This is a genomic window from Rufibacter hautae (assembly GCF_008271695.1).
Lineage (GTDB): Bacteria > Bacteroidota > Bacteroidia > Cytophagales > Hymenobacteraceae > Nibribacter > Nibribacter hautae.
The window spans coordinates 236,546-260,697 of sequence record NZ_VKKY01000001.1 but is presented as its reverse complement, the minus strand read 5'-3'; the positions used below and the strand labels follow the sequence as shown (position 1 = coordinate 260,697).

Below are 24,152 nucleotides of genomic sequence, written 5' to 3'. Positions count from 1 at the left end.
CTATGACCAGTATTTTTGACGATATAAGATCGGCGTTCAGCAAGGGGAACAATGCCCTGCACCAGCTCATTTTCATCAATGTGGTGGTGTTTGCGGTTCTCATTATTCTGCGCACGGTTATGACGCTGAGCGGCTCGGGCGGCATGTTTGCCTACCTGATGACCTTCCTGAGCATGCCTTCCAACCTACAGCTCTTCGCGTTCCGGTTCTGGACTATCATCACCTACTTCTTCACGCATTTGGAGTTCTTCCATATCCTGTTCAACATGCTCAACCTGTACTGGTTTGGTATGCTGATAAGAGAGTACCTGGGCGATAAACGGTTGGTGAACCTCTACGTGCTGGGCGGACTGGCTGGTGGCCTGATTTACCTTGTCAGCTACAACACCATCCCGTACCTGCAACTCCGCGCCGAGGGGTCTTTCATGATGGGAGCCTCTGGTAGTGTGATCGCCATTATGGTAGCTGCCGCCACGCTGTTGCCCAACTACACCTTCAACCTCATCCTCATCGGACCTATCCGGATCAAGTACATTGCCTTGGTCATGGTGCTGCTATCTATCTCAGGGGCCACCGGCGGAAACGCAGGCGGGAATATCGCGCACTTAGGTGGTGCCATTTTGGGTTTTCTGTACGTGCGCCAACTGCAGCGCGGCTCAGACTGGGGCCGGCCTCTGCAGGCGGTTCTGGGTTTCTTCAGAGGCATTTTCCAGCGCCGGTCACCCTTAAAGGTAGCCTATAAAAATCCGAACCGGCCCTACACCAGCTCTGCCTCGTCTTCTATGACCGGCACCTCCAACATCCCCGGCAACCCCTCACAACTGGAAATAGACCAGATTCTGGACAAGATCTCCGTCTCCGGCTACGAGAGCCTCACCAAAGAGGAGAAACAGAAACTTTTCAAAGCCAGCCAGAAGTAAATCGGTAGTTGATTTCAGTTAAGAGCCCTTCGTTTTAGCCCTCGTTTTAAGAAACAAAGGCTAAACCGAAGGGCTAATTTTTTTGAAGCAACCGCTAGTAACACCAACACTCCTTTTATCACAGACCACGCATTCCGTCCCCCTTGGAAGGGGGTAGGGGGATAATTTACGCGTGCTGACTTACACATTTTCGCTTTTGTAGGGGCAATCCCTTGTGGTTGCCCTAGCTTTCAGCGGAAGTCTAAAGGTTCTTGCCACGGCCTTGTCATCCCCCTACCCCCTTCAAAGGGGGACGGAATGCGTAGTGCGAATTCTTAATCAATCAGGAATCTTGGACATTCCTGATTAATGCTACTCCGAGACGCAAAAAGAGAAGGCCTCGCAGAAATTAACTGCGAGGCCTTCTCTTTAAATAGTAAACACGTTGCTTTCTAGTGAGCTACTTTGTCTCCGTTTTGGGCCGGTTTTCTGGAAAGGAGGGTAGAATCTACTTTGTCTCGGCTGCCCTTAAGCATGTCAGCAATGGCGCCGATGTTGCCCAGAGTTTCCACGGCGTTGGTGGGCAGGAAAATCTTGTTGGCCGGGCCCATGGACAGCTTCTCCAAGGCTTCGAAGGAGCGATAGGTGAGGACCCGTTCATCAAGGCCGGCTTCCTGCAGCAATTGGATGCGGGATTTCTCGGCCTCCGCGATGTCTTTGATGGCTTTGGCCTGGCCTAGGGCATCCAGTTCCCGGGCAGCGCGCTCACCCTCGGCTCGTAGGATCTTACTGGCCCGGTCCCCCTCGGCGCGGAGGATCATGTCTTGTTTGGCAGCCTCGGCCTCCAGAATGATGGCGCGGCGGTTCCGCTCGGCTTTCATCTGCTTGTCCATGGCTTCCTGAATGTCCATGGGCGGTTTAATGTCGATGACCTCTACGCGTTCAATGCGCACGCCCCATTTCTCGGTGGCCTCGTCCAGCGCCGTCCTGATCTCGGCGGAAATCCGCTCGCGGCCCGATAGGGTCTCGTCCAGTTCCAGGTTGCCTATGATTTGCCGCATGGTGGCGGTGGTGATGTTGCGCACACCCAGCACATAGTCAAAGATGCCGTAGGTGGCCTGCTCGGGGCCCACCACTTGGTAGAACACGATGGTGTCAATAAGCACCTGCACGTTGTCGCGGGTGATGACGGACTGAGGCGGTACGTTGGTCTGCTGGATGCGCAGATCGTGGTACACCCGTACCCGGTCTACGATGGGAATGAACAGGTTCAGGCCGGGCTGCATGATCCGTTGGAACTTGCCCAGGCGCTCTACCACGGCCACCCGCTGCTGTTGGATGATCCGGACGGAGAGGGCGATGAGCACAATCACGGAGGCAAGGATAATGAGGGATGTAGTCATATCAGTTGAGAGTGAAGGAGTGACGATTTTGTAGACTTCTGTTCATGCCAAGACAAATTCTGCGGGCCTATTTGATAGGCACCACCTGGAGAACCGTGCTGCTCTGGTTCACCACCAGTATCCGCTGGCCGGGGGGGAGTTCTTCCGGCGCCTTCGCCGACCACACCTCGTTGCCCACCCGCACGATGCCCAATTTACCGGGAACCAGCGCTTCTATCACCTCGCCCTTCTTGTTCACCAAATCATGGACCGGGTCCTGGAAACCTCGGGCCAAGCGCGCCCGGGCAGTAAGCGGTTTGGAGAGCAGCGTCAGGAGCAGGCCGGTAATGCTCGCAGCCAGCGGCGGAAGCCACAGGTTCTCGGGGAAAAGGTAGGCAAGCCCGGCGGCCACCAGGGAAGCCAGACCCAACCAAAGCAGGTAGAACGTACCCGTGAGCATCTCTGCCACCAGCAGCAGGATACCAGCCGTAAGCCAAAACCACCACAATTCTACGTCCATTTCTTTTCTCTTTTACAGCCTTAATTTACTCATTTATAAGGACAAATGCTGTTTTAACCATTAGTCGTTGGGCATTACAAAATATAACAGGATAGCTGAATTGTTTTATTGCTGATTTCAGGAAAACAGCCCTGAAACAGGTTGAAGGTTTAACCAACTGGATCAGTAGATTTTTGCTACTTTAGGAAACCAAACCACCTAGCTCAACCCATCTTTTATGAAGAACTACTTTTACTCTTTGGCTACCGCGGCGTTGGTGGCTTTCTCTGGTTCGGCGGCCTTGGCACAAAGAACTTACCTGCATTGCGGACAACTCATTGACGGTCTCAAAGACCAACCCCAAGCCGAGATGACAGTGATCATTGACGGAAACCAGATTGTATCTGTAGAGAAAGGCTACACTTCACCGGCTGCCGGCGCCAAAGTTATTGACCTGAAAAACCGAACCGTGATGCCAGGTTTTATGGACATGCACGTGCACTTTGAAAGCGAAACCAGCCCCACCGCCTATACTGAGGCGCTTTCCCTAAACCAGGGCACTATCGCGTTCCGGTCTATCGGCTACGCCGAGAAAACCCTGATGGCCGGGTTTACCACCGTGCGTGATCTGGGCGGCAGCGGCGTAAACGTGCAACTGCGCAACGCCATTAACCAGGGGCTGGTGAAAGGCCCACGGATGTTTGTAGTGGGCAAAGCCATTTCGGCCACGGGCGGCCACATGGACCCCACTAACGGCTACCGCGCCGATCTGCAGGGCGATCCGGGCCCGGCCCAGGGCGTGGCCAACGGCCCAGATGAATGCCGGAAAGCGGTGCGCTACCAATACAAGAACGGCGCCGATCTGATCAAAATAGCGTCTACGGGCGGAGTGCTGAGCGTGGCCAAAGACGGCTCGGCGCCGCAGTTCACCGAGGAGGAAATCCGTGCCATTGTGCAAACGGCGAATGACCTGGGGTTGAAAGTGGCGGTGCATGCCCACGGAGCCGAGGGGATGAAACGCGCCGTGCGGGCCGGGGTGACTTCGGTGGAACATGGCACGCTGATGGACGAGGAAACCATGAACCTCATGAAGAAAAACGGCACCTGGTACGTGCCCACGCTCACTGCCGGTAAATCCGTGGCTGATTCTGCCAAGATCAAGGGGTATTATCCGGCATTGGTCACGCCCAAAGCCCTGGCCATTGGGCCGCAGTTACAGGGCACTTTTGCCAAAGCGTACAAGAAAGGCGTGAAGATCGCCTTCGGGACCGATGCCGGGGTGTTCATGCATGGCAAGAACGCGAAGGAGTTTGAGTACATGGTGGAGGCTGGCATGCCTGCCATGGAAGCCATCAAAGCCGCCACCGTCCGCGCCGCTGATCTGCTGGGCATGTCCGCCAAACTGGGCACCATAGAAAAAGGCAAGTTCGCCGATTTCGTGGCCGTGAGCGGGAATCCGCTGCAGGATATCAAGCTTTTGCAACAGGTGAGTTTTGTGATGAAGGATGGAGTGGTGTATAAGCAGTAGATTATTTACCCATACCCATTGCTCATTTTTTCTGTCATCCTGAAAGGATCTTGTGGGCAAATTGTAACAGCGTCTTAGTTAATGCTTTTCTAATTCGCTCACAAGATCCTTTCAGGATGACAGTGTGGGAGGAAGGAACTATGCTAGCATATTAACTTTCGTGCCTTTCAAACTAAATGGTATTGTAGAGTCAGGGGAAGTGTAGGGGCAATCCCTTGTGGTTGCCCTAATGCGGGTGAAACCGTAAAGGGCAACCACAAGGGATTGCCCCTACTTGAACAATAATGACAGGTGACAGAGGTAAATCCGCGCCATAAATGATGCAAGCAGTAAAACCGTTTCCCTGCCGTTTATTACAGAACAGGGCAAAAACAGGAGAGCCCGGCCAATTGGCCGGGCTCTCCTGTTTTTGGTTGTTTATAGCTAGCGCTTAGGCGTTGGCGGGCATGTTGTCCAGCACGTCCATCACTTCGCGCACGGCTTTCTCAGAGGCTTTGAGCAAGGCCATTTCGTCCTCGTTCAGTTGCAGCTCAATTACTTTCTCAATACCGTTTTTACCTAACACCACCGGTACACCCAGGTAGGTGCCGTTGATGCCGTACTCGCCTTCCAGCTTGATACAAACTGGGAACACGCGTTTCTGGTCCCGCACAATAGCTTCCACCATCTGGGCGGCCGCGGAACCCGGCGCATACCAGGCTGAGGTACCCATCAGTTTCACCAGTTCACCACCACCGTTTTTAGTGCGGTCAACAATGGCGTCTAGTTTGGCAGAATCAATCAGCTCGGTTACTGGAATACCACCTACGGTAGTGTAGCGCGGAAGCGGAACCATGGTGTCGCCGTGGCCACCCATCAAGACCGCCTGGATGTCTTTAGGGGACACGTTCAGCTCCTCGGCTAAGAAAGCGCGGTAGCGGGCGGTGTCCAGGATACCGGCCATGCCCATCACTTTGGTGCGGGGCAGTTTAGAAGTTACGTGCGCGGCGTAGGTCATCACGTCCAGCGGGTTGGAAACCACAATGATGATGGCCTCTGGAGAATGCTTGATCACGTTCTCGGTCACGGAACGAACGATACCGGCGTTGGTGCTGATAAGGTCATCGCGGGTCATGCCGGGCTTGCGGGGCAAACCGGAAGTAATCACCACCACGTCTGAGTTGGCGGTACGGGTATAATCATTGGTAACGCCCACGGTGCGGGTGTCATACAGGTTAATCGGCGATTTCTGCCAGATATCCAATGCCTTGCCTTCGGCGAAGCCTTCTTTGATATCCACTAACACTACTTCATTGGCAATCTCGCGGTACGCCAAAACGTCGGCACAGGTGGCCCCTACGTTTCCGGCTCCAACTACGGTTACTTTCATTCTATTTAGGTTTGGTTAGGTTGATATACTTAGACTACGCGGTGAAATTAGGAAAAAGGCCGTCACCTGAAAATTCTACCCGTGTTTTTAATTGTTGATTGTCAATTGCTGATTGTTGTTTTAGGCCTGTTTTCTTGAAAATAGCTTCTAAACGCAAGTCAGGTCCTTTTCCATTTACCAACAATTTGGCTGAAGTGATTTGCCGGTCAAGAACTATCAGCAATCAACAATAAACCATCAATCAATCAAATTCGGGTAACGGTGATTTCCAGCACCTGCTGGGTGTTCTCGGTGACTTTGAACCGGTTGTCCAGTTGCTGGCCCAGAACCCACGTCAATGACGCGTCCGATACTAATACCCAGACATCGGGTTTAAGGTTGGCCGGGACTTTGCGGTCGATGAGCAGGTCACTTACTTTTTTCTTGCCGTTCATGCCCAGCGGGATAAACCAGTCGCCTTCTTTCCAGGGGCGTAGCTTGAGCGGGAACTTCACCAGATCAGCGTCCAGGGCGGCTATGTCTTTGGAGCGCGGCACCTTGTAGCCCTCGGCGGGTTTTCGGGTGAATTTTGCCAAATAAGGCCCGAAACGCAGTTCGGTGGTTTCCTCCGGTACGGTGATACTCCCGAATTTCTCCAGCGGTTTGGGGGTGATGACCAGGTCCTGGCGGTCTTTTACCAGCACGTGGGTGGGAGAGGAGAACGTCTTTCCGGACTGGGCTTCCCAGGCCGCGGCAATCTCCTGCGATTGGCTGTAGGAGAAGTTGAACGGCTTCAGCAGCTCATGCAGCAGGACCACGGGCGCGGGACTGGCTTGCAACGGGGCAATAGAAAGGTAAGTAGCTCCGTTCTCCTGGCGTTGCGTTTTACCCTTCATTTCCAGGAAATAGGCCTGAAACACGGCCTCGGCGCCTTGCAGCCTTTCCAGGGTGGAGGTGAACGTCTCATCCAGGTTGGGGTTTAGTTTCTTGAGCACCGGAATAACCTCGTGGCGCACCAGGTTGCGGTTGTACTTGCGGCTCTCGTTGCTGGAATCTTCGCGCCAGGCCAGGCGTTTGGCTACTAGCCAGTCGTACAGATCGTTTTTGGTGAGGCCCAGGAGCGGACGGATGAGGTTCCCGTTTTTGGGCAGGATTCCGTGAAGTCCGGCCAAACCGGTGCCGCGCACCAGGTTCAGGAGTACGGTTTCCAGGGCATCGGATTGGTGGTGGGCCGTGGCGATGAGGTCGTAGCCTAACTGCTCGCGCATCTGCTCAAACCATTGGTAGCGCAGCGTGCGGGCCGCCATCTGGATGGAAATGCCTTCCTGCTCGGCGAAGGCCTGGGTCTGGAACTGCTCGCTGTAGAAAGGCACATCGTAGTGTTTGGCCATCTTGCGCACGAACAGCTCATCGGCCTCAGACTCCTCGCCCCGCAGTCCGAAGTTGCAGTGCAGCACCGCGAAGGGGAACTTGAGGCGGTGCAGGACATCGGCTAAGACCACGGAATCCAGGCCTCCGCTCACGGCGGCCAGAATGCGGGTTTCAGGGGAGGCGAGTTGGTGGGTGTTTATATAGTGTAAAACTTTCTCGAGCATCGGTAAAGGAAGGGTATTTTTAGTAATTTTGTTTCTCTTATTGGCATTGATGAAGTTCACAAAGATAGGTTTAGTATCTCTTTTCTCCCTGTTCTGGGTTAATTTGGCTTTGGGCCAGGGTACGCCGGCCCCGGCGCCGCAAGGAAACGGACAGCCGGTAGAGGTATCGGCGAACACGCTACAGTCAGGGCGCTACAACGGGGAGGAGGTGCGCCGCCTGCTGGGCAACGTAGTCATGCGCCAGGGCCAGACCACGTTGACCTCAGACTCAGCCTACCAGTATGCCAGCGACCGCAACAAGCTGGAGGTTTTCGGGAACGTGCACATCACCCAGCCCGGCATGGACGCCACCAGCGCCACCGCCAGCTATGACGGTACCCGCCGCATTGCCAACATGCGCGGCGGCGTGACCCTACGCGACGAGCAGATGACCCTGACCACCCCCTCCTTGGATTACGACCTGAACGCCAAACGCGCCTACTACACCATGGCAGGCAATATCGTGGGTCCGGATTATACCATCCAAAGCCAACTGGGGACCTATACCTCCGATGACAAGGTGCTTACTTTCAAGAAGAACATCAAGTACCTGGGACAGAACGCCGAGGTGGTGAGCGATACCATGTCGTACAACACGGTGACCAAAGTGGTGGAGTTCTTCGGACCTACGACCATCAAATCACCAGACGGAACGCTGTACGCCAACCGCGGCACCTACAACACCGTTACCCGCGAGTCTAACTTCAGGGGCAACGCCAGCATCAAAACCCCGGATTACCTCATCAAAGGCGAGGTGCTGACCTACGATAAAACGAAAGAGTACTACACCGCCTCCCGTAACGTGTCCATGACCTCAATTAAGGATACCACCATCATCACCGGGCAGACGGCGCTGTACTGGCGGGCGAGGGGACGGGCCAAGGTCTACGGATCACCAGTCATGCGCACCATTGAAAAGCGCGACACCATGTACCTCTCTGCAGATACGCTGGTCTCGGTGGAGAACGTGAAAGACAAAACCAAGAAGGGTAAACTCTTCGCTTATAACGATGTACGCATCTTCAAGTCTGACCTGCAGGGCCTGTGCGATTCCTTAACCTTTGACCAGCAGGATTCCACCATCTACATGAGCCGGAACCCGCGGCTTTGGGCAAACAAAAACCAGATGACCGCCGATAGCGTGATTCTGATGCTGCGCAACAACACCATTGACCAGATGCGCATGTTTGGCAACTCTTTCGCCATCTCTATTGATACGCTGGAGAACTACAACCAGGTTAAGGGGCGGAGCATGATCGCGCGGTTTGCGAACGGCAAAATTAGGCGCATTGACGTGAACGGCAACGCCGAAAGCTTGTATTTCGCGCTGCAGGGCGATTCCACTACTATGGGCATGAACCGCGCCGTGAGCAGTGACATGCGCATGATGTTTGACGAAGGCAAGGTGCAGTACATCACGTTCCTGGAGCAGCCAGACGCCAAACTCATTCCGCCGCACGAGCTCAAAGACCCGGACAAGCGTCTGAAGGGATTTGTGTGGCGCAGCGATGAAAAGCCCACCCGCGCCCACGTGCTGGCGAAAAGAGGTCCTAAGAAAAAGACCACCCCGGCCAAACCTGCCGCCAGCCCGGCAAAGTCTAAGAAAGATCAGAAAGCCGATAAAAAGGCGAAACCAGCCCCTAAACAGAACAAAGTGCTTAAAAAACCTTTGGCAAAAGTGGAGACTGGTAATTAATTTGAAGCCCTATACTGAATGGAAAGACCATCCGTTCTGTTACATATAAAAAAAAGTGTTATTTTTGCGCGCTTATGACCAAACGCATTCTTTCTTATTTGCCCATCCTGCTCATAGTCTTTCTATTGGGCGCTTGCGGGCAATACAATAAAATCCTGAAAAGCGACGACGTAGACAAGAAATACGCCGCGGCGCTCTCTTACTACGAAAAAGAGGAGTACGAGAAAGCCGGTGCCTTGCTGGAAGACCTCATGCCTTTGCTCAAAGGCCGCAGCGAGTACGAGAAAGCCAACTTCCTCTACGCCTACACCAAATACCACCAGGGTCTGTACCTGGAAAGCTCTTTCCACTTTATCTCTTTCACCCAGACGTTTCCGCGCAGCCAGTACGCAGAGGAGGCCGCCTTCATGAACGCCCGCTCGCTTACGAATGAGTCGCCGTCGGTGAACCTGGACCAGCAAAGCACCGTGCAGGCTATGGCAGCCTTGCAGGAATTCATGCGCCGCTATCCGCAGAGCAAGTACATGCCCGATGCGAACAAAATCTACGACGAGCTTTCGCGCAAGATTGAGATCAAGGCCTTTGAGAGTGCCAGACAGTACTACAAGCTCACCAACTACGATCCGCAGTACTACAAAGCGGCGGTGGTGTCTCTGGAGAACTTCAGAAAGAACTATCCATCCTCGGTATACAATGAAGAGGCTGCTTACCTGCGTATTGACGCCCAATACAACTACGCGAAGGAAAGTATTGAGTCCAAGCAGCGCGACCGCTACGCCGAGGTGATCACCATGTACCAGACCTTTGTGGATGCCTATCCGCAGAGTAAGTTTTTGCGTAACGCCGAGAACCTCTATGACGCCAGCCGCCAAGCGCTGGAGAAACTGAGCAAGACCCCGGCCGCAGCCCCTGCGGCGGCCACGGCAACCAAGTAATCAATTTTTGTAAAACCCAATTCACTAGACATATGGCCCAAGTACCAGCATCCATCGTAACGCGTAACATTTCTGACCTGGCGGTTGAGACCGGTAACGTATATGAGTCTATCTCCATCATCTCTAAGCGCGCGAACCAGATTGCCGTGAAGGTGAAAGAGGAATTGAACTCTAAACTGGCCGAGTTTGCCACCACCGTAGACAACTTGGAGGAGGTGTTTGAGAACCGCGAGCAGATTGAGATCTCTAAATACTATGAGCGTCTTCCTAAGCCTACCAACATGGCCATTGAGGAGTTCATTGAAGGAAAAGTATATTTCCGCAACGCTGATGACGAAGAGCAAACCTCTTCCGCGTTTTAATTTCACGTTTCTGAATGCTTCGGCATAAGAAAATAATCCTGGGGGTCTGCGGAAGCATAGCGGCGTACAAAGCGGCGTTGCTGGTGCGGCTCCTCATCAAGGCAGAAGCAGAAGTGCAGGTGATCCTGACCACTTCTGCTTCTGCTTTTATAACCCCTGTCACCTTAGCCACGCTTTCCAAAAAACCGGTTCTAACCCAGTTCGTGCGCGATGACCAGTCGGGACTGTGGCACAACCACGTGGAACTGGGCCTCTGGGCCGATGCCCTGGTAGTTGCGCCCGCCAGCGCGAACACGGTAGGCAAATTCGCGCGTGGTCTCTGTGATAACCTTCTGTCGGCCACGTACCTTTCTGCGCGGTGCCCGGTGTTTGTGGCCCCAGCCATGGACCTTGACATGTACCAGCATCCGGCCGTGCAGGAGAACTTCCGGTTGTTGCGCTCCTACGGGAACCACGTGATTGAGGCAGGGCACGGCGAACTGGCCAGTGGGTTGGTAGGGCAGGGGCGCCTGGCAGAGCCCGAAGAAATCATCCAGGTTTTAGAACAGCATTTCATTTCTCAGAACATTGTTTAGCGGCAAGAAAGTCCTGATTACGGCCGGGCCCACCTACGAGCCCCTGGACCCGGTACGGTTCATTGGTAACCATTCCACCGGTAAAATGGGGTTTGCCCTGGCTCGCAAATTGGCAGAAGAAGGCGCCGAGGTGTACTTGGTGGCCGGCCCTACGGCGCTTACATTGAAGCACCCCTTGGTACACCTCACCCACGTGATGACCGCCGATGAGATGTACGCTGCCTGTGCCCAGAAAGCACCGGAAACGGACCTCTGGATCTTCGCGGCCGCCGTGGCCGATTACAAACCCAAGGACACCGCTACTTCTAAAATAAAAAAAACCGATGCATCTTTTACCATTGAGTTGGTGAAGAACGTTGATATAGCAGCTAACTTGGGCAAGGAAAAACGCACCGATCAGTTCGCCGTTGGCTTTGCCCTGGAAACCGATCAGGAACTGGAGAATGCCCGCGGCAAACTCCATAAGAAGAACCTGGACATGGTGGTGCTTAACTCGCTCCGTGACCCCGGCGCCGGCTTCAAGCACGACACGAACAAAATCACCATCGTGAAGGCAAACACGGTGGAGGGGTACAACCTGAAAGCCAAAGACGAGGTAGCACAAGATATTCTGGAATCCATTAAAGTTGAATGGGCATGTTTGCAAAAAAAATAGGGTGGGTATTGCTGTGTCTCCTGTTTCCGATGGGCGCTATGGCCCAGGAACTACGCTGCGAGGTAACCGTGAACAGCGACCAGGTACAGGCCACCGACCGGCAGGTATTCCAGCAGATGCAGAATGCCATCTCCGAGATCATGAACAACACCCGCTGGACCAGCGATGTTTACCAGAACGAGGAGCGCATCCGGTGCAAGATGTTCATTACCTTGCGGGCCATGCCGCAGATTGGCGTCTATGAAGCCAACACGCAGATCATCTCCAGCCGCCCAACCTACGGCACTGGCTACGAGACTACCGTCCTATCCTTCGTGGATACCAAGTTTGAGTTTGAGTACAATCCGGCGCAGCCCCTGCAGTACGCGCCCAATACCTACACTTCCAACCTGACCGCCATCCTGTCATTCTACGCCTACACCATCATTGGCATGGACAACGACAGTTTCTCGCGTCTGGGCGGGGCCAATGCCTTAGCGGAGGCCAGCAACATCCTGAACCTGGTAACCTCCGCGGGAGCCGCCAGCGGCGGATGGAGCGCTACCGCCGATACCCGCAACCGTTACTGGCTCATCAACAACCTGCAGGACCCGCAGTTTGAGCCGCTACGCTCGGCCCTTTACCTATACCATCGCCAGGGACTGGACCTGATGTCGCAGGACCCGGAGAAAGCCCGGCAGAACATTCTGGAAGCCTTGAAGAACATTCAGCAAGTAGCCCGTATCCGGTCTGGTAGCGCGGCACTGCGTTCTTTCTTTGAGGCCAAGGCCACCGAGTTGAGCAACGCCTTCGCCTCGGCCACACCGGCCCAGAAGCAGCAGGCCTACGAGTTGCTCACCCAGGTTGATCCTACTAACCGCGCCCGGTACGAGTCTTTGACCAAACGCTAAGTTTCCGTTCAAGGCCTGTTTTCAGGAAAACACATTTAAAATGAGCGCTCCCCTTTCTGCCTTAAACTGGCATAAAAGGGAGCGCTCATTTTCGTTTTAGGGCAAATGAAAGTCTTGTCAGTGAGGTTCAGTTGCGGAAGATATAAGCATGGCAAAGGTTCTTCCTGGGGTATAAACTTCTTCTTTGGTTTTAAGGCTAGTTTTTAGAAAACAGGCCCAAATTGCAAGCCATATGAATTAACTTGATTCATAACTCATATGCCATTCAATCTTCCGGGTGACCAAGGCTTTACTATGAGGAAAAAATCACGTTTCTTTAACAGCCTATGCTGTGTAGAAGCAAGTTGCTGTTTCCTTCGTAAAGGGCAGGGTTTTGTGCCGGTGGCCGGAACAGAGAGAAGGCAGAGGTTGTTGATGATTTCGGGCCTGGAGCCTTTCATAAAACCATAAAAGAAAGAAGCTGCACCGTTTACCGCTGCGGCACGTACTGGAATAGGAGCCTGGCTTTTATAGGATTTTCCTCTCGCGGCAGCGGTTTTCTGGAAATAAATTAGGCTATATTTATTAGTCTTGAAACTAAATAAATTAGCATCTTTGTCTATTGGAGTACACCATCACAACGCAAACTGAAAGAGGCATTCCTACTTTATGCTCGTAGATCTTAAGATAAAAAATTACGCCCTCATTGAACAGTTGGAGATGCAACCATCGCCGCTGCTGAACATTATAACCGGTGAAACGGGTGCTGGTAAATCTATCATGCTGGGAGCCATCGGGTTGCTGTTGGGCAACCGCGCAGATTCAAAGTTGCTGTTCAACCAGAACGAGAAATGCGTGATTGAAGGCTCCTTCAATATCTCTGAGTACAACCTGGCTGCTTTTTTTGAGGAGGAAGACCTGGATTTTGAGCCTGTGAGCCTGCTGCGCCGCGAGATCAGCCCCAGCGGAAAGTCGCGTGCCTTTGTGAACGACACGCCGGTGACCCTGGACCAACTGCGCCGCATAGGCGACCAGCTCATGGACATCCACTCGCAGCATGACACGTTGCTTTTGGGTGACCAGGGTTACCAACTGAACATTGTGGACCTGTACGCCCAGAACGAGGAACTGCGCACCCGCTACGGTGTGTCTTACCGCACCTATAAAAAGCTGGAGCGCGAGTACAAAGACCTGGAAAGCCAATTGGCCCAAAGCCAAAAGGAACTGGATTACAATACTTTCTTGCTGAACGAGTTGTCTGAGGCCAACTTACAAGCCGAGGAGCAGGAAAGCCACGAGGTGGAGCTGAAGCAACTGGAGCACGCCGAGGAGATCAAGCTGAAGCTGAGCCAGGCCCTGCAGTACATCTCAGAGAGCGAGTACAACGCCGCCAGTGCCCTCAAAGATGCTAGTCACCTGTTGGGCCAGGTAACTGAATACGGCGAGAGTTTCCAGACCCTGAAAGAGCGTTTGGACAGCTGCCTCATCGAACTCAATGATATTGGGGGAGAGCTGGAAGACGCCGAGCGGAAAACCGAGGCCGATCCGCAGCGCGCCGAGCAACTGCAGGAGCGCCTAGACCTCATCTATACCCTGCAACGCAAGCACCAGGTGCGCACCGTGGAGGAGTTACTGGCCCTGCAAGCCGAGCTGGAGATAAAAGTGAGCAGTGTCCATAACCTGGATGCCGCCATTGAGAAAACCAAGAAAGCCTTGACCGCTGCCCTGCAGGAAGTGGAAGCCCGCGCCGAGGAATTATCCAAGAGCCGCACCGGCATCTTCACCACCTTCCAGGACGAGTTGCACAGCCTGCTCTTTGAGTTGGGGATGCCTAACGCGCGCGTGGTTTTCGAGCATAAGATTTCGGCTCCGGCGCCTACCGGAATTGACGTGGTCAACATCCTGTTCAGCGCGAACAAAGGCGCTTCGCCGCAGACCCTAAGCAAAGCCGCCTCAGGTGGGGAGTTCTCCCGTTTGATGCTCTGCGTGAAGTACCTGCTCGCCGACAAAACTGCCCTGCCTACTATTATCTTCGATGAGATTGACACCGGGATCTCCGGTGAGATTGCCGTAAAAGTTGGCCGCATGATGCAGCAGATGTCTCAGAAGCACCAGTTGATCTGTATCTCGCATTTGCCGCAGATGGCCGCCCAAGGCGATACGCACTACTTCGTCTACAAAGAAGACCGCGCCGACCGCACCATCAGCCGCGTGCGTCAGTTGAGCCACGAAGAACGCGTAGTGGAGATCGCCCAGATGATCGCCGGGGCCAACCCTTCGGAAAACGCCTTCCAAAGCGCGAAAGAACTCCTGGCGCTGAGTGCCTAGTGAGGGAAGAGCGTTTCGGGCTTGTTTTTTAGATATGAGGCTAAAAAGGTTTGCAGTTTGAAGATTCTCCCCTTGAGGGGTGCGTAGAGGGGTGTTTACATCTGCCGATCACAGCGTTCCAAAGTAGGGGCAATCCCTTGTGGTTGCCCAATTCGGTTGCCACTGCAATACCGGTTATTTATGATAACACCAACAACGGCTTGTGAAAACTAAATCATTAGTCTTTTTACCCTCATAAAACAGAAAAGCCTCTGCTAACCAGCAGAGGCTTTTCTGTTTATAGCCTGTTTTCAGGAAATTAGCAGCTAAACGTTACCGCTCCAATTTGAAATCAGGGTCCACGGTGGGGCGCTGCGGAGTGTTGGAGATGGCCCAACCGGTGGCGTACATCCATCGGGTCATCTTAGCCAGTTTAGAGATGTCTATCCGGTCGGCCTCGTCGCGGGGCGTGTGGTAGTCTGGGTGCAGGAGGGTGGTGAAGAAGATGGCCGGAATGCCTACGCGCGCATACGGTAGGTGGTCGCTCCGGAAATACCAGCCCTCGGGGTGGCGCTGCTCGTCCCAGGAGGTGTCTATCTTGAACTTGGTGAAGTTCTGATTTGCTTGCATGGCCATGTCTACTAAAGCAGAGGAGTTGCGGTGCGGCTTAATGGAGCCCAGAAGCGCAGCGGAATCTGGCGCGTTTCGGCCAATCATGTCGCCGTTGAGCACGGCTACAATAGACTCTTTCTTTACCGTGGGGTTCTCGGCGTACCAGCGGGAGCCCAGCAGGCCGCGTTCCTCGGCGCCGTGCCAGACAAACAAGGCCGAGCGCTGGCCTGGGTTCTGTTTCCAGGCGCGCGCTATGGCCAGCATAGCCACGCTTACCGTTCCATTATCGTCGGCCCCGTTCCAAATGGAATCCCCGTTGATGGGCGTGCCCACGCCGTCATGGTCATGATGGCCGCTGAACAGCACGTACTCATTTTTAAGGGAAGGATCGGCGCCCGGCGCCCGGGCCACCACGTTGGCCGATGGGTAAATATAGCTGTCCACCTTGACCTGGATTCTGGAGATACCGGATGGCTTGCGTAGGTTGTCCTGCATGGATTGCCCGCCCACGGTGGGCAGCACAATTAGCGTAGGAACCGCTCTGGAGGTAACCTGCACGTTTGCGCCTGGATTGTCCAGTCCGTAAGTGCCTTCCTCAAACCCATGACCCGCGAAAGCCAAGCTGGCCTGGGTGGTGGAGTCTGCGATGAGTACAATGGCGGCGGCCCCGGCTCTGGTTAGAATGGAGCCCTGCTGACGTACCGCCGATAAGATGTAGCGATAACCCCATAGACTCATGCCCGGCGCCGGCAGGGTGGTAGGAGGCAGCAATTTCATGGTCACAATCTTACCTCGCAGATTCTGCCGGGTAGTATCGGCGAGAGCGTTGAGGAAAACCGGCGTTCCTTCCACCTGGCCTTCTACCGGCGAGGTTACCCACACTTCTTTGTTCAGTTGCAGTCTGCGGCCATTCAGCGTAATCTGGCTTCGGGGAGAGACCTGCGTCCGGCGCAGCGGGAAGAACTGGAAATAAGTACCGTCATCGCCCGCCGGCAGCAGCCCGGCTTCGCGGGCGCGTTCGGCCATCCAGGCGGCGGCGCGTAGTTCTTCGGTCTCGCCGGCCCGGCGGCCACGCAGGCTGTCGCTGGCCAAGGAGAACAGATCACGGCGCAGATCATCTTCCCTGATCATGGAGAGCGCCGGCGGGTTGGTAGCAGAAGCGGGCGTGCTTTGCTGCGAGGTGGCGGCTGGCTTGCTGCAACTGCCCAAGGCCAGGAAAGACACAGCGGCCAGCGCGGTTACTCTCCAGGTCCCTGTAAAAAGAGAAAAGTAGGTTTGTTTCATTTGAAGTTGGTTTGGTGGATTCCTGAAAAGGAAAGGCAGTAGCGGAAACCCGTTTCAGACCTGATTCCAATAAAACAGGCCTGAAACGGGTTACTAGTTCATGTGATCATCGGCAGAGAAGGCCGTAGCTTACTCGTCTTCGCGGTTGACGGTATTGATGTCAAAGGCGGGCACGCAGATAGACCAGTACTCGCATTCCTCGTCAAACGGGTTGGCGTAGCGGATGCGGGCCCCGGCCTTAATGTGCAGGGTCTGGCCCGCCGAAAGCACCACCGCTTCACCGTCAACCTCAATCTGTTTCCGGCCCCGCAGCACAATGGTCACCTCGTCAAACTCGGGGGTTTGGTGCGGCTCGCTCCAGTGGGGCGGCGCCACCATGTGGGCTACGCTGAAAGCCTCGGTACGGGTGCTGGCCAGCCCGAAGTGTTCCTCAATGAGTTTTCCGTCTGTGGTGGGTACCCTGAAGGGCGCGGTCTGCAAGTAGTATTTTTTCTCGCTCATCGTTTTAGTCTTTGGTGGTTTTAGCGGCGCATTCGCCTTTGGTGTAGGAAGTGACGCCGGCGCTCTCGGCAGTGCAGGCGTTGCCGTAGGTCTTGCCGTCACAGCCGCACACGGGGTCGTATTGCATGGTGCAGGCGCGCTCATTGTCTATTTTGGCAGGGTCAATGCAGGCAGTGGCGGCCTGTTGGTTGCTTTTGCAACTGAAAGCGGCACCGGTCAGCAAAAATGCGGGGAGCAGAAGGTATTTTTTCATAGTGCTAATTGTCTGGTGAAATATACGCAAATAAGCCAGTTGCGTGCGCATTGGGTTCTTGGCCGGCGGTTTTTGCATTTATTTCCAGAAATGGATTAAAAACGACTAACCCTCATCCGTATAAATGCGTAAACCGCTTGAATATATGTTACAATATATATTTATTGTTTAGCATATTGCCGATGCTTGCGCTAGCGTTATACAGCTGTGCTTGCACAAACCATAATAAATCATCAACCTTTATCTTCACTTACTATGAAAAATGACAATTCAAAAGTTCTGATCGCCCTTGCGGCTGGTGCCACCGCTGGTTTAGCTGCTGGTATCTTGTTGGCTCCTAGCAACGGAAAAGAGTCCCGCGATGGACTGCTGAAAGCAGCCGGTCAGTTAGCCGATAGCGTAAACGGACAGATTGCCCCTTACCTGGAGAAACTGAGCGGCTTAACCAGCCTGCTGGGCGGATCTGAAGGCGCAAACGGTGCAACTAAATCTGCCGATAACAGCGGTTCTTCTGCTGAAGGAAACACTGGCTCGCCGTCATAAGGCTACTTTGAGGCTCGGGTTTGCCCGGCAGACAGCATAACTAAATGTTTTTTACTATCGTTAAGGAGTTATTGGGTTATTTAATTTAAATCATAATTCCTATAAAAATAAAGCTCATGAAAGACGATAATGGAAAAATCATTCTGGCTATGCTGGCCGGCGCCGGTGCCGGAATCATAGCTGGTGTTTTGATGGCGCCAGAAGCGGGGGAAACCACGCGCGGTAACCTGAAAAAATCAGCCTCCAAACTTGGGTCTAACCTGGGTTCAAAGGTACAGGCCATAGGCAGCAGCGCCAGCGCGCTCATCGGACGGAAATCTTCCGGAGACCCTGCTGTGGTGAACACTGGTTCTAACTCCACGCCTACTTCGCACCTGGACAACAACCCAACGGGCGGAAACGTGGACTTGATGACTGGTGACGATCCACGGGATACAGCTACCGGAACTGGAGTATCAGACATGGGAGCCGGCGTAACCGGCGGAGCCTACGGCGCTGATGCCGGAACCATGGGCACGGATACCGATGCAAATGCCACAGGCACTAGCGCCGGAACCACCTCAGGCGCTACCACCAAGCCAAAAAGAGCCAGCAGAGCCAAAGGCGCCTCCAAATCCGGGCCTACAGGCACCGGATCAGATGCCTCAGCGTAAAATTATTTTCTTTTTCTAACGGTTTTGTAACCTTCTGGTAACCGGGCCGTTAAAGAATAGAAAGTATGATTGGTTAAATGATAAATTGCGAAACAGATGAAGTAACGCAAAGTTGTTTGATGAAGTTGAAACTTAAATAAAATTGACCAATAGGTTAAGCTTTTTGAGGGATACTAGAATAACTGAGTAGCACAGACGAAAGTCACATCCAGGAGTAGCGAGTAGAAGTTATTTAACCAATATAAGAAAGCCTTCCCAACCGGGGAAGGCTTTCTGCATTTACGGCATTTTGGTTTTGAGCTCTTTTCTTGAAAAGAAGCCAAAACAGTTTGTTACTTCTAGAGATCGCTGGCGCGAGCTTGCAGCTCGTGTCCTCACACAATGTTGATAAGAAGGCTTTTCGCGTCTTCTTAAAAAAAGGTTTTTCTCTCTTTTTCTGTCATCCTGAAAGGATCTTGGGAGCGAACCGTAATGACGTTACTACAACGCTTTTCTTGTTCACCTGCCAAATCCTCTCAGAATGACAAGAGAAGGTAAGAGTTGGTTTGAACTGAATCAGAATACCTGAAATAGTAAAGCAGGCAGAAGAGGATTAGCAATGCGTGCGGACACGAGCGGGAAGCTCGCGCCAGCGGATTATAATCAAAGGTTTTCCTGATTTTCGGTTATTGGCTGTTTTCAGGAAACCCGCCCATAAACAGAAAGGCCGCTCTCATTAGAGCGGCCTTTCTGTTTCGTGAATACTGATTCATTAACACATCAGCACATTATCTAATTAGCACATTAATTGTTCTCTGGCTTCATTTGCGGGAAGAACAACACATCCTGGATAGACTGCGAGTTGGTCATGATCATGCTCAGGCGGTCAATCCCGATACCGAGACCAGCGGTTGGCGGCATGCCATACTCTAGCGCGCGAAGGAAGTCCTCGTCCAATACCATGGCCTCGGTGTCGCCGCGTTTGCCAAGCTCTAATTGCTCTTCAAAGCGGGCGCGTTGGTCAATTGGGTCGTTCAGCTCAGAGAAGGAGTTACAGATTTCTTTTCCATTGCAGATGGCCTCAAAACGCTCTACCAAGCCTTCTTTGCTGCGGTGCTTTTTGGCCAGTGGGCTCATCTCCACCGGATAGTCGGTGATGAAGGTTGGCTGGATCAGTTGGCCTTCGCATTTCTCCCCGAAGATCTCGTCAATGATTTTCCCTTTCCCGATGTTCGGGTCCAGCTTGATGCCCAGGCTGGAAGCGGTTTCGCGCAGTTGGGGTTCGTCCATCTCGGAGATGTCAATGCCGGTGAAGTGCTGGATGGCTTCAAACATGGTGAAACGCTTCCAAGGGCGTGCGAAGTTGATCACGTTCTCGCCAACTTGAACCTCCGTAGTGCCGTGCAGCGCCAAGGCTACTTTCTCTACCATTTCCTCTACCAGGTCCATCATCCAGTAATAGTCTTTGTAGGCCACGTACAGCTCCACCTGGGTGAACTCCGGGTTGTGGAAACGGCTCATGCCTTCGTTCCGGAAGTCTTTGGAGAACTCGTACACGCCATCAAAACCACCTACGATCAGACGCTTCAGGTACAGTTCATTGGCGATACGCAGGTACAGGGTCATGTCCAGGGTGTTGTGGTGCGTCTTGAACGGACGGGCAGCGGCGCCGCCGTACAAAGGCTGCAGGATAGGGGTTTCTACCTCCAGGTAGCCGCGCTCGTTCAGGTACTCGCGCATGGTGTTCACCAGTTTGGTGCGCTTGATGAAGGTATCGCGAACATCGGGGTTCACCACCATGTCCACGTACCGTTGGCGGTAACGCAGTTCCGGATCAGTGAACGCATCGTACACGTGCTCTACACCGTTCTCGTCTACCTCGCGCTTCACAATCGGAAGCGGTTTCAAAGACTTAGCCAGAAGGGTCAGCTCCGTTACGTGCACCGATGTCTCGCCCACCTGGGTTTTGAACACGTAGCCTTTCACGCCGATGAAGTCGCCGATGTCCAGCATTTTCTTGAACACCGTGTTGTACAGGTCCTTGTTCTCACCCGGAGCGATGTCGTCACGCGACACGTAGATCTGGATGCGGCCCGAGCTGTCCATGAGCTCGGCAAACGAGGCCTTGCCCATCACGCGGCGGCTCATCAATCGGCCGGCCAGGCTTACTTCCTGGTAGTTGTTCTGCTCCGGATCGTAGTTATCCTTTATATCCTTGGCCGTGGCAGTCACGTCAAAAAGTTCGGAAGGGTAGGGGTTGATGCCCATCTTCTGGAGCTCTTCGCGCTCATGGCGCCGGCGTAGTTCCTGTTCGCTTAAATGCATGGAAACGGTCTTTCAGTGTATGCTTAAAATCAAAGCGCGAATTTCGGAAATTATTCCCATACATAGAGAAGTTGCCGCTTGAAATAGAAGGGTTTGGGGCAGAATGCTGGTTTACAGGATTTGCACACCTCCGGAAAGGGGCAGTAAAGACGCAAAAAAAGCGTTTAGAAGCCACTTTTCTAAAAGTAGCCTCTAAACGCTTCAAGGTAAGAATTTGGGTTTTTACCCAGATTAACTAGCCGGGCAACTGCAGTTTGTTCAGCTCATCGGTGATGAAAGAGATTTCCTGCTGGCTGAGTTGCACGTCCATGGCTTTGGCGTTCTGGATAGTCTGTTCGGCATTGCGGGCCCCTACCAGCGCGATAGTGATGCCCGGCTGCGCGATGGTCCAGCGGAGCACCAACTGGCCCAGCGTAGCGTTCTTGTCCTCGGCCAGCGGCTTGATCTTGTCCAGGAAAGCGTTCACCTTCACCAGGTTCTCGGGCTGGTAAATGGGCAGGCCGGCACGGTGGTCTCCCTCGTTGAAGTGGTGCCCTGGTTTGATCTTGCCGGTGAGCAGACCACGTTCCAACGGACTGTAGGCCAGGATGGCGATGTTCTGCTCCAGGCTGTGCGGCACTACATCGGCTTCAATGTTGCGGTGCACCATGCTGTAGGGAACCTGGTTAGAAGCCAGCGTGAGGTACTTTTCGGCTTCCTGCATCTGGGCCACGTTGTAGTTGCTGACCCCAGCCTGGCGCACTTTGCCGTCTTTGATGAGCTGCGCCACGGTTTCCATGGTTTCCTCAATGGGCGTGGTCACATCGGGCCAGTGGATTTGGTAAAGGTCTATGTAATCAGTTCCTAAACGGCGGAGGCTGTCTTCGCATTCTTTGATAATACTCTCGCGGCCGGCGTATTTGTAGATATCAATGTCCTTGCCTTGGTTGTCCTGGCTCTTGAACCCAAAATCGCCTTTGGTTAGGTCCCAACGCATGCCGTATTTGGTGAGAATCTGTACTTTGTCTCGCGGAATGCCTTTGAGGGCCTCACCCACAATCTCCTCGCTCAGGCCCTGTCCGTAGATAGGCGCGGTGTCAATGGAGGTCATGCCGTGGTCATAGGCGGCTCTGATCGCGTCTACGGCTTCCTGGCGCTCCGTGCCGCCCCACATCCAGCCGCCGGCTGCCCAGGCGCCAAACGTCAACACCGATACCTCCAGGTCTGTGGTTCCTAATTTTCTGTATTCCATTGCTTCAATAATTATAGTAATTGCAGTTTTCACGGCACCAGTCGCATGTGCCGCCTCTTTTTACGGAAGCCAAAGAAAAGGAATGAAGCCTTTTTCTGCACCCAGGTGCTGGTGTAGCGCAGGATACCAATCTGTTCATAAGCCATTTTCCTGAAAACAGCTGTAAAGCGAAAGAGCAAGCCGAAAACCTTAATTGCCTTGGTCTGTTCCGGTAATGAAAGCCCTATGCTTATGAAGTATGTGGGGCTGAAACTTGATAAACCTGATGGAAAGCACAGCAGGAGTAATCCTTCAAGGGTTTTCGCCGTTAAAGACAAAAACAAATCCCCCGACTATGAAATGTGAATTGAGCCTGATCTTCGAGGAAAACGACGGAACGCTGCGCTGGATCTTCAACATACTGATTTACGCCCACCAGATCAGCGACCCGCCCGTGCGCAAGATGCTGCAACCCACGTTGAAGGAGTTTTTGCATAAACGCAGCTACCAGGAGGTGGTGCGCCTGGCTGAGACCGACATTGACGAGGGGGATTTCGTGCGCGATTACCTCAAGCAGAACCTACTTAAATTCAATGCTTCGCAAGTGCGGGTGAAAGGCGAGAAGATCAAGTCCATCTGCTTCACCATTGAACAGGCCGGACACATGCAGACTGCCGCAGACCCAGAATCAGTAGACCCAGAGGTATTGGCGCTGTTTGAAGGCCATGAACTGAAACTGCAGCAAATCAACCAATGCGCCATAGAAGCCTTGAAGACTGCCGGTGCTAAGGGTATTCAGATTGAAAAATTCAGCCACGAGTAAGATTTGGAGATGTGCATATTGGGGGATTTGAAGATGGGAGGATGTGTAGATATTCAAGGGGATGAACCAATTTGCCTTAAAATGCATTCGGCCTGTTTTTGCGAAAACAGGCCGAAAAAGCTAGTATAAAATATTCAATCATTCACTCCTCCTCACAGGCATTCCATAGATTAAGCCGCCATCTGGAGGGAAGAACCATCCAGGAACAGAGGCTCTACCTGCGCGCGTAAGCGGTTCTCCACGAAACTGTTGCTCAGGTGCTCTGGCAGTTCCGCTACCACTTTGCGGTATTTCTCCAAACCAATGGCCTGGGCCACGTAGCTCTCGTGCAGTCCGTTCATGTAACTTACAATGGACAGCAAGCACTCGTGGAAGAGTTTGAAGTCAATCTCGGCTTCCACAAAACGCTCAATCTCTTTTTGGGTGGAAGAGATGCGCAAACGGCTCAGGAGATCAAACAGCGTGGTGTACCCCAGGCGCCAGGTAATCTGCTGCCAATGCTGCGGCGACCATTTGTCCAACACTTTGCCGGTCTTGCTGCTCTTGATGGCCGTAGCCGGGTTCTTCTGCACCTGTTGCCTAATGCTGTTGGCCGTGAGCTTTCTGGTGGTGCGCAGAAACTGCCCGATCTGGGCTTGCGCCTCAATTTCTTTGCCGGCAATCTGCAGCCCCGCCTTGTAGCCCGCCAATGGCAGCCGATGGATGCTATAGTCATTGTACGGCCCGGCCGCATAGTAGCCAATGGCTCTTGGGTAAGCATTCTTCACCACCAATCTGCCCGCTTCCCTTCTGATGGCTGACTCGTTGTTGGTCTTGGTGCCCAGCGTGTACAAGAAAGCCTGCAGCCCCGCAAAGATGGAGTAATACGCCTGCGGGAATGTCCAGTGCAGGGCATTGCGCAGGTACGTTTCATCCCCTAGCTCCGCAGTGGCTCTAAGCGCATATTCTGTGCTCCAGCTGTTGTGCAGAATCCGGGCAATCGCCGCCAAATCCTGCTCCGTTAGGTCGGCGGAATGTTGTCTGAAAAAGGCATTGTTTCTCAGGCCAGATTCTTCCGAGCTATGGCTGATATGGTAGTTGATTGCAAAAAAGTAGTTCAAGAACACTTGGGCCGGAATGGACCGCCGCCAGGCAGAATCCTGCGGTTTTTGCTCCTCCTGAAAGAGCGGAATCACATTTTCATCTATCACCTTCTTCATGTTTTTTAAACAGAAATGGAAGGCATAGAGTTGCATTTTTGCTAATTATTTTAGGTTTATAACATCTTGTTTATCAATAAG

General features: G+C 53.3%; 22 protein-coding genes. 12 read left to right on the top strand and 10 right to left on the bottom strand.

The window, feature by feature from the left end:
- Nucleotides 1-2: 2 nt before the first annotated feature.
- Nucleotides 3-920, top strand: coding sequence for a rhomboid family intramembrane serine protease (locus FOA19_RS01055; RefSeq protein ID WP_149088947.1), 918 nt, complete (start codon nt 3-5; stop codon nt 918-920).
- A gap of 431 nt (nt 921-1,351) precedes the next feature.
- Here the strand turns inward: FOA19_RS01055 and FOA19_RS01050 are convergent, their stop codons facing one another.
- Both FOA19_RS01050 and FOA19_RS01045 read right to left on the bottom strand, forming a co-directional pair.
- On the bottom strand, nt 1,352-2,302 hold the full coding sequence (locus tag FOA19_RS01050) for an SPFH domain-containing protein (RefSeq protein ID WP_149088946.1): 951 nt from the start codon (nt 2,300-2,302) through the stop codon (nt 1,352-1,354).
- Between the two features lie 67 nt (nt 2,303-2,369).
- Nucleotides 2,370-2,801 (bottom strand): NfeD family protein, encoded by a 432-nt coding sequence (locus FOA19_RS01045; protein ID WP_149088945.1) that lies wholly within the window; start codon nt 2,799-2,801, stop codon nt 2,370-2,372.
- A gap of 217 nt (nt 2,802-3,018) precedes the next feature.
- Between FOA19_RS01045 and FOA19_RS01040 the strand changes: the two genes are divergently transcribed.
- Nucleotides 3,019-4,308, top strand: coding sequence for a metal-dependent hydrolase family protein (locus tag FOA19_RS01040; RefSeq protein WP_149088944.1), 1,290 nt, complete (start codon nt 3,019-3,021; stop codon nt 4,306-4,308).
- Between the two features lie 430 nt (nt 4,309-4,738).
- Here the strand turns inward: FOA19_RS01040 and mdh are convergent, their stop codons facing one another.
- Both mdh and tilS read right to left on the bottom strand, forming a co-directional pair.
- Nucleotides 4,739-5,677, bottom strand: a complete 939-nt coding sequence (gene mdh / locus FOA19_RS01035; RefSeq protein ID WP_062542402.1) for a malate dehydrogenase — start codon at nt 5,675-5,677, stop codon at nt 4,739-4,741.
- 245 nt (nt 5,678-5,922) lie between these two features.
- Nucleotides 5,923-7,251 (bottom strand): tRNA lysidine(34) synthetase TilS, encoded by a 1,329-nt coding sequence (tilS, locus tag FOA19_RS01030; protein ID WP_149088943.1) that lies wholly within the window; start codon nt 7,249-7,251, stop codon nt 5,923-5,925.
- Between the two features lie 49 nt (nt 7,252-7,300).
- Between tilS and FOA19_RS01025 the strand changes: the two genes are divergently transcribed.
- From FOA19_RS01025 to recN, 7 genes are all read left to right on the top strand, one after another.
- A complete protein-coding gene (locus FOA19_RS01025; protein ID WP_149088942.1) occupies nt 7,301-8,986 on the top strand; it encodes an OstA-like protein in 1,686 nt (561 codons plus the stop codon).
- Between the two features lie 74 nt (nt 8,987-9,060).
- Nucleotides 9,061-9,921, top strand: a complete 861-nt coding sequence (locus FOA19_RS01020) for an outer membrane protein assembly factor BamD (protein ID WP_149088941.1) — start codon at nt 9,061-9,063, stop codon at nt 9,919-9,921.
- 32 nt (nt 9,922-9,953) lie between these two features.
- Nucleotides 9,954-10,283 carry a DNA-directed RNA polymerase subunit omega gene (locus FOA19_RS01015; protein WP_149088940.1) on the top strand — a complete coding sequence of 110 codons (330 nt, stop codon included), beginning with the start codon at nt 9,954-9,956 and terminating at the stop codon, nt 10,281-10,283.
- Between the two features lie 14 nt (nt 10,284-10,297).
- Nucleotides 10,298-10,858, top strand: a complete 561-nt coding sequence (locus FOA19_RS23710) for a flavoprotein (RefSeq protein WP_149088939.1) — start codon at nt 10,298-10,300, stop codon at nt 10,856-10,858.
- Entirely contained in the window at nt 10,851-11,513 is a 663-nt protein-coding gene (locus tag FOA19_RS23705; protein WP_317132008.1) for a phosphopantothenoylcysteine decarboxylase, read from the top strand. Before FOA19_RS23710 ends, FOA19_RS23705 begins: the two co-directional genes overlap by 8 nt.
- The gene (porD, locus tag FOA19_RS01000; RefSeq protein WP_190300242.1) at nt 11,495-12,403 is read left to right on the top strand and encodes a type IX secretion system protein PorD; all 909 of its coding nucleotides are present in this window, start codon (nt 11,495-11,497) and stop codon (nt 12,401-12,403) included. The genes FOA19_RS23705 and porD overlap by 19 nt, the downstream gene beginning before the upstream one ends.
- A gap of 648 nt (nt 12,404-13,051) precedes the next feature.
- A complete protein-coding gene (gene recN, locus FOA19_RS00995; protein ID WP_149088936.1) occupies nt 13,052-14,710 on the top strand; it encodes a DNA repair protein RecN in 1,659 nt (552 codons plus the stop codon).
- A 312-nt stretch (nt 14,711-15,022) separates the two neighbouring features.
- Here the strand turns inward: recN and FOA19_RS00990 are convergent, their stop codons facing one another.
- From FOA19_RS00990 to FOA19_RS00980, 3 genes are all read right to left on the bottom strand, one after another.
- Nucleotides 15,023-16,585: a M28 family metallopeptidase gene (locus FOA19_RS00990; protein WP_149088935.1), complete on the bottom strand. Its 1,563-nt coding sequence runs from the start codon at nt 16,583-16,585 to the stop codon at nt 15,023-15,025.
- Nucleotides 16,586-16,714: 129 nt separating this feature from the next.
- Nucleotides 16,715-17,086: a cupin domain-containing protein gene (locus tag FOA19_RS00985; protein WP_149088934.1), complete on the bottom strand. Its 372-nt coding sequence runs from the start codon at nt 17,084-17,086 to the stop codon at nt 16,715-16,717.
- 4 nt (nt 17,087-17,090) lie between these two features.
- On the bottom strand, nt 17,091-17,339 hold the full coding sequence (locus FOA19_RS00980; RefSeq protein WP_149088933.1) for a Kazal-type serine protease inhibitor family protein: 249 nt from the start codon (nt 17,337-17,339) through the stop codon (nt 17,091-17,093).
- 255 nt (nt 17,340-17,594) lie between these two features.
- Here FOA19_RS00980 and FOA19_RS00975 point away from each other — a divergent pair, with 255 nt between their 5' ends.
- Both FOA19_RS00975 and FOA19_RS00970 read left to right on the top strand, forming a co-directional pair.
- Entirely contained in the window at nt 17,595-17,882 is a 288-nt protein-coding gene (locus FOA19_RS00975) for a YtxH domain-containing protein (protein ID WP_149088932.1), read from the top strand.
- A 116-nt stretch (nt 17,883-17,998) separates the two neighbouring features.
- On the top strand, nt 17,999-18,535 hold the full coding sequence (locus tag FOA19_RS00970) for a YtxH domain-containing protein (RefSeq protein ID WP_149088931.1): 537 nt from the start codon (nt 17,999-18,001) through the stop codon (nt 18,533-18,535).
- A gap of 783 nt (nt 18,536-19,318) precedes the next feature.
- On the opposite strand, the gene lysS is transcribed toward FOA19_RS00970, so the two are convergent.
- Both lysS and FOA19_RS00960 read right to left on the bottom strand, forming a co-directional pair.
- On the bottom strand, nt 19,319-20,839 hold the full coding sequence (gene lysS / locus FOA19_RS00965; protein ID WP_149088930.1) for a lysine--tRNA ligase: 1,521 nt from the start codon (nt 20,837-20,839) through the stop codon (nt 19,319-19,321).
- 235 nt (nt 20,840-21,074) lie between these two features.
- Entirely contained in the window at nt 21,075-22,070 is a 996-nt protein-coding gene (locus FOA19_RS00960) for an aldo/keto reductase (protein WP_149088929.1), read from the bottom strand.
- 334 nt (nt 22,071-22,404) lie between these two features.
- Between FOA19_RS00960 and FOA19_RS00950 the strand changes: the two genes are divergently transcribed.
- A complete protein-coding gene (locus FOA19_RS00950) occupies nt 22,405-22,872 on the top strand; it encodes a hypothetical protein (protein WP_149088927.1) in 468 nt (155 codons plus the stop codon).
- A 170-nt stretch (nt 22,873-23,042) separates the two neighbouring features.
- Here the strand turns inward: FOA19_RS00950 and FOA19_RS00945 are convergent, their stop codons facing one another.
- Nucleotides 23,043-24,071: a hypothetical protein gene (locus FOA19_RS00945; RefSeq protein WP_223808676.1), complete on the bottom strand. Its 1,029-nt coding sequence runs from the start codon at nt 24,069-24,071 to the stop codon at nt 23,043-23,045.
- Nucleotides 24,072-24,152 lie beyond the last annotated feature (81 nt).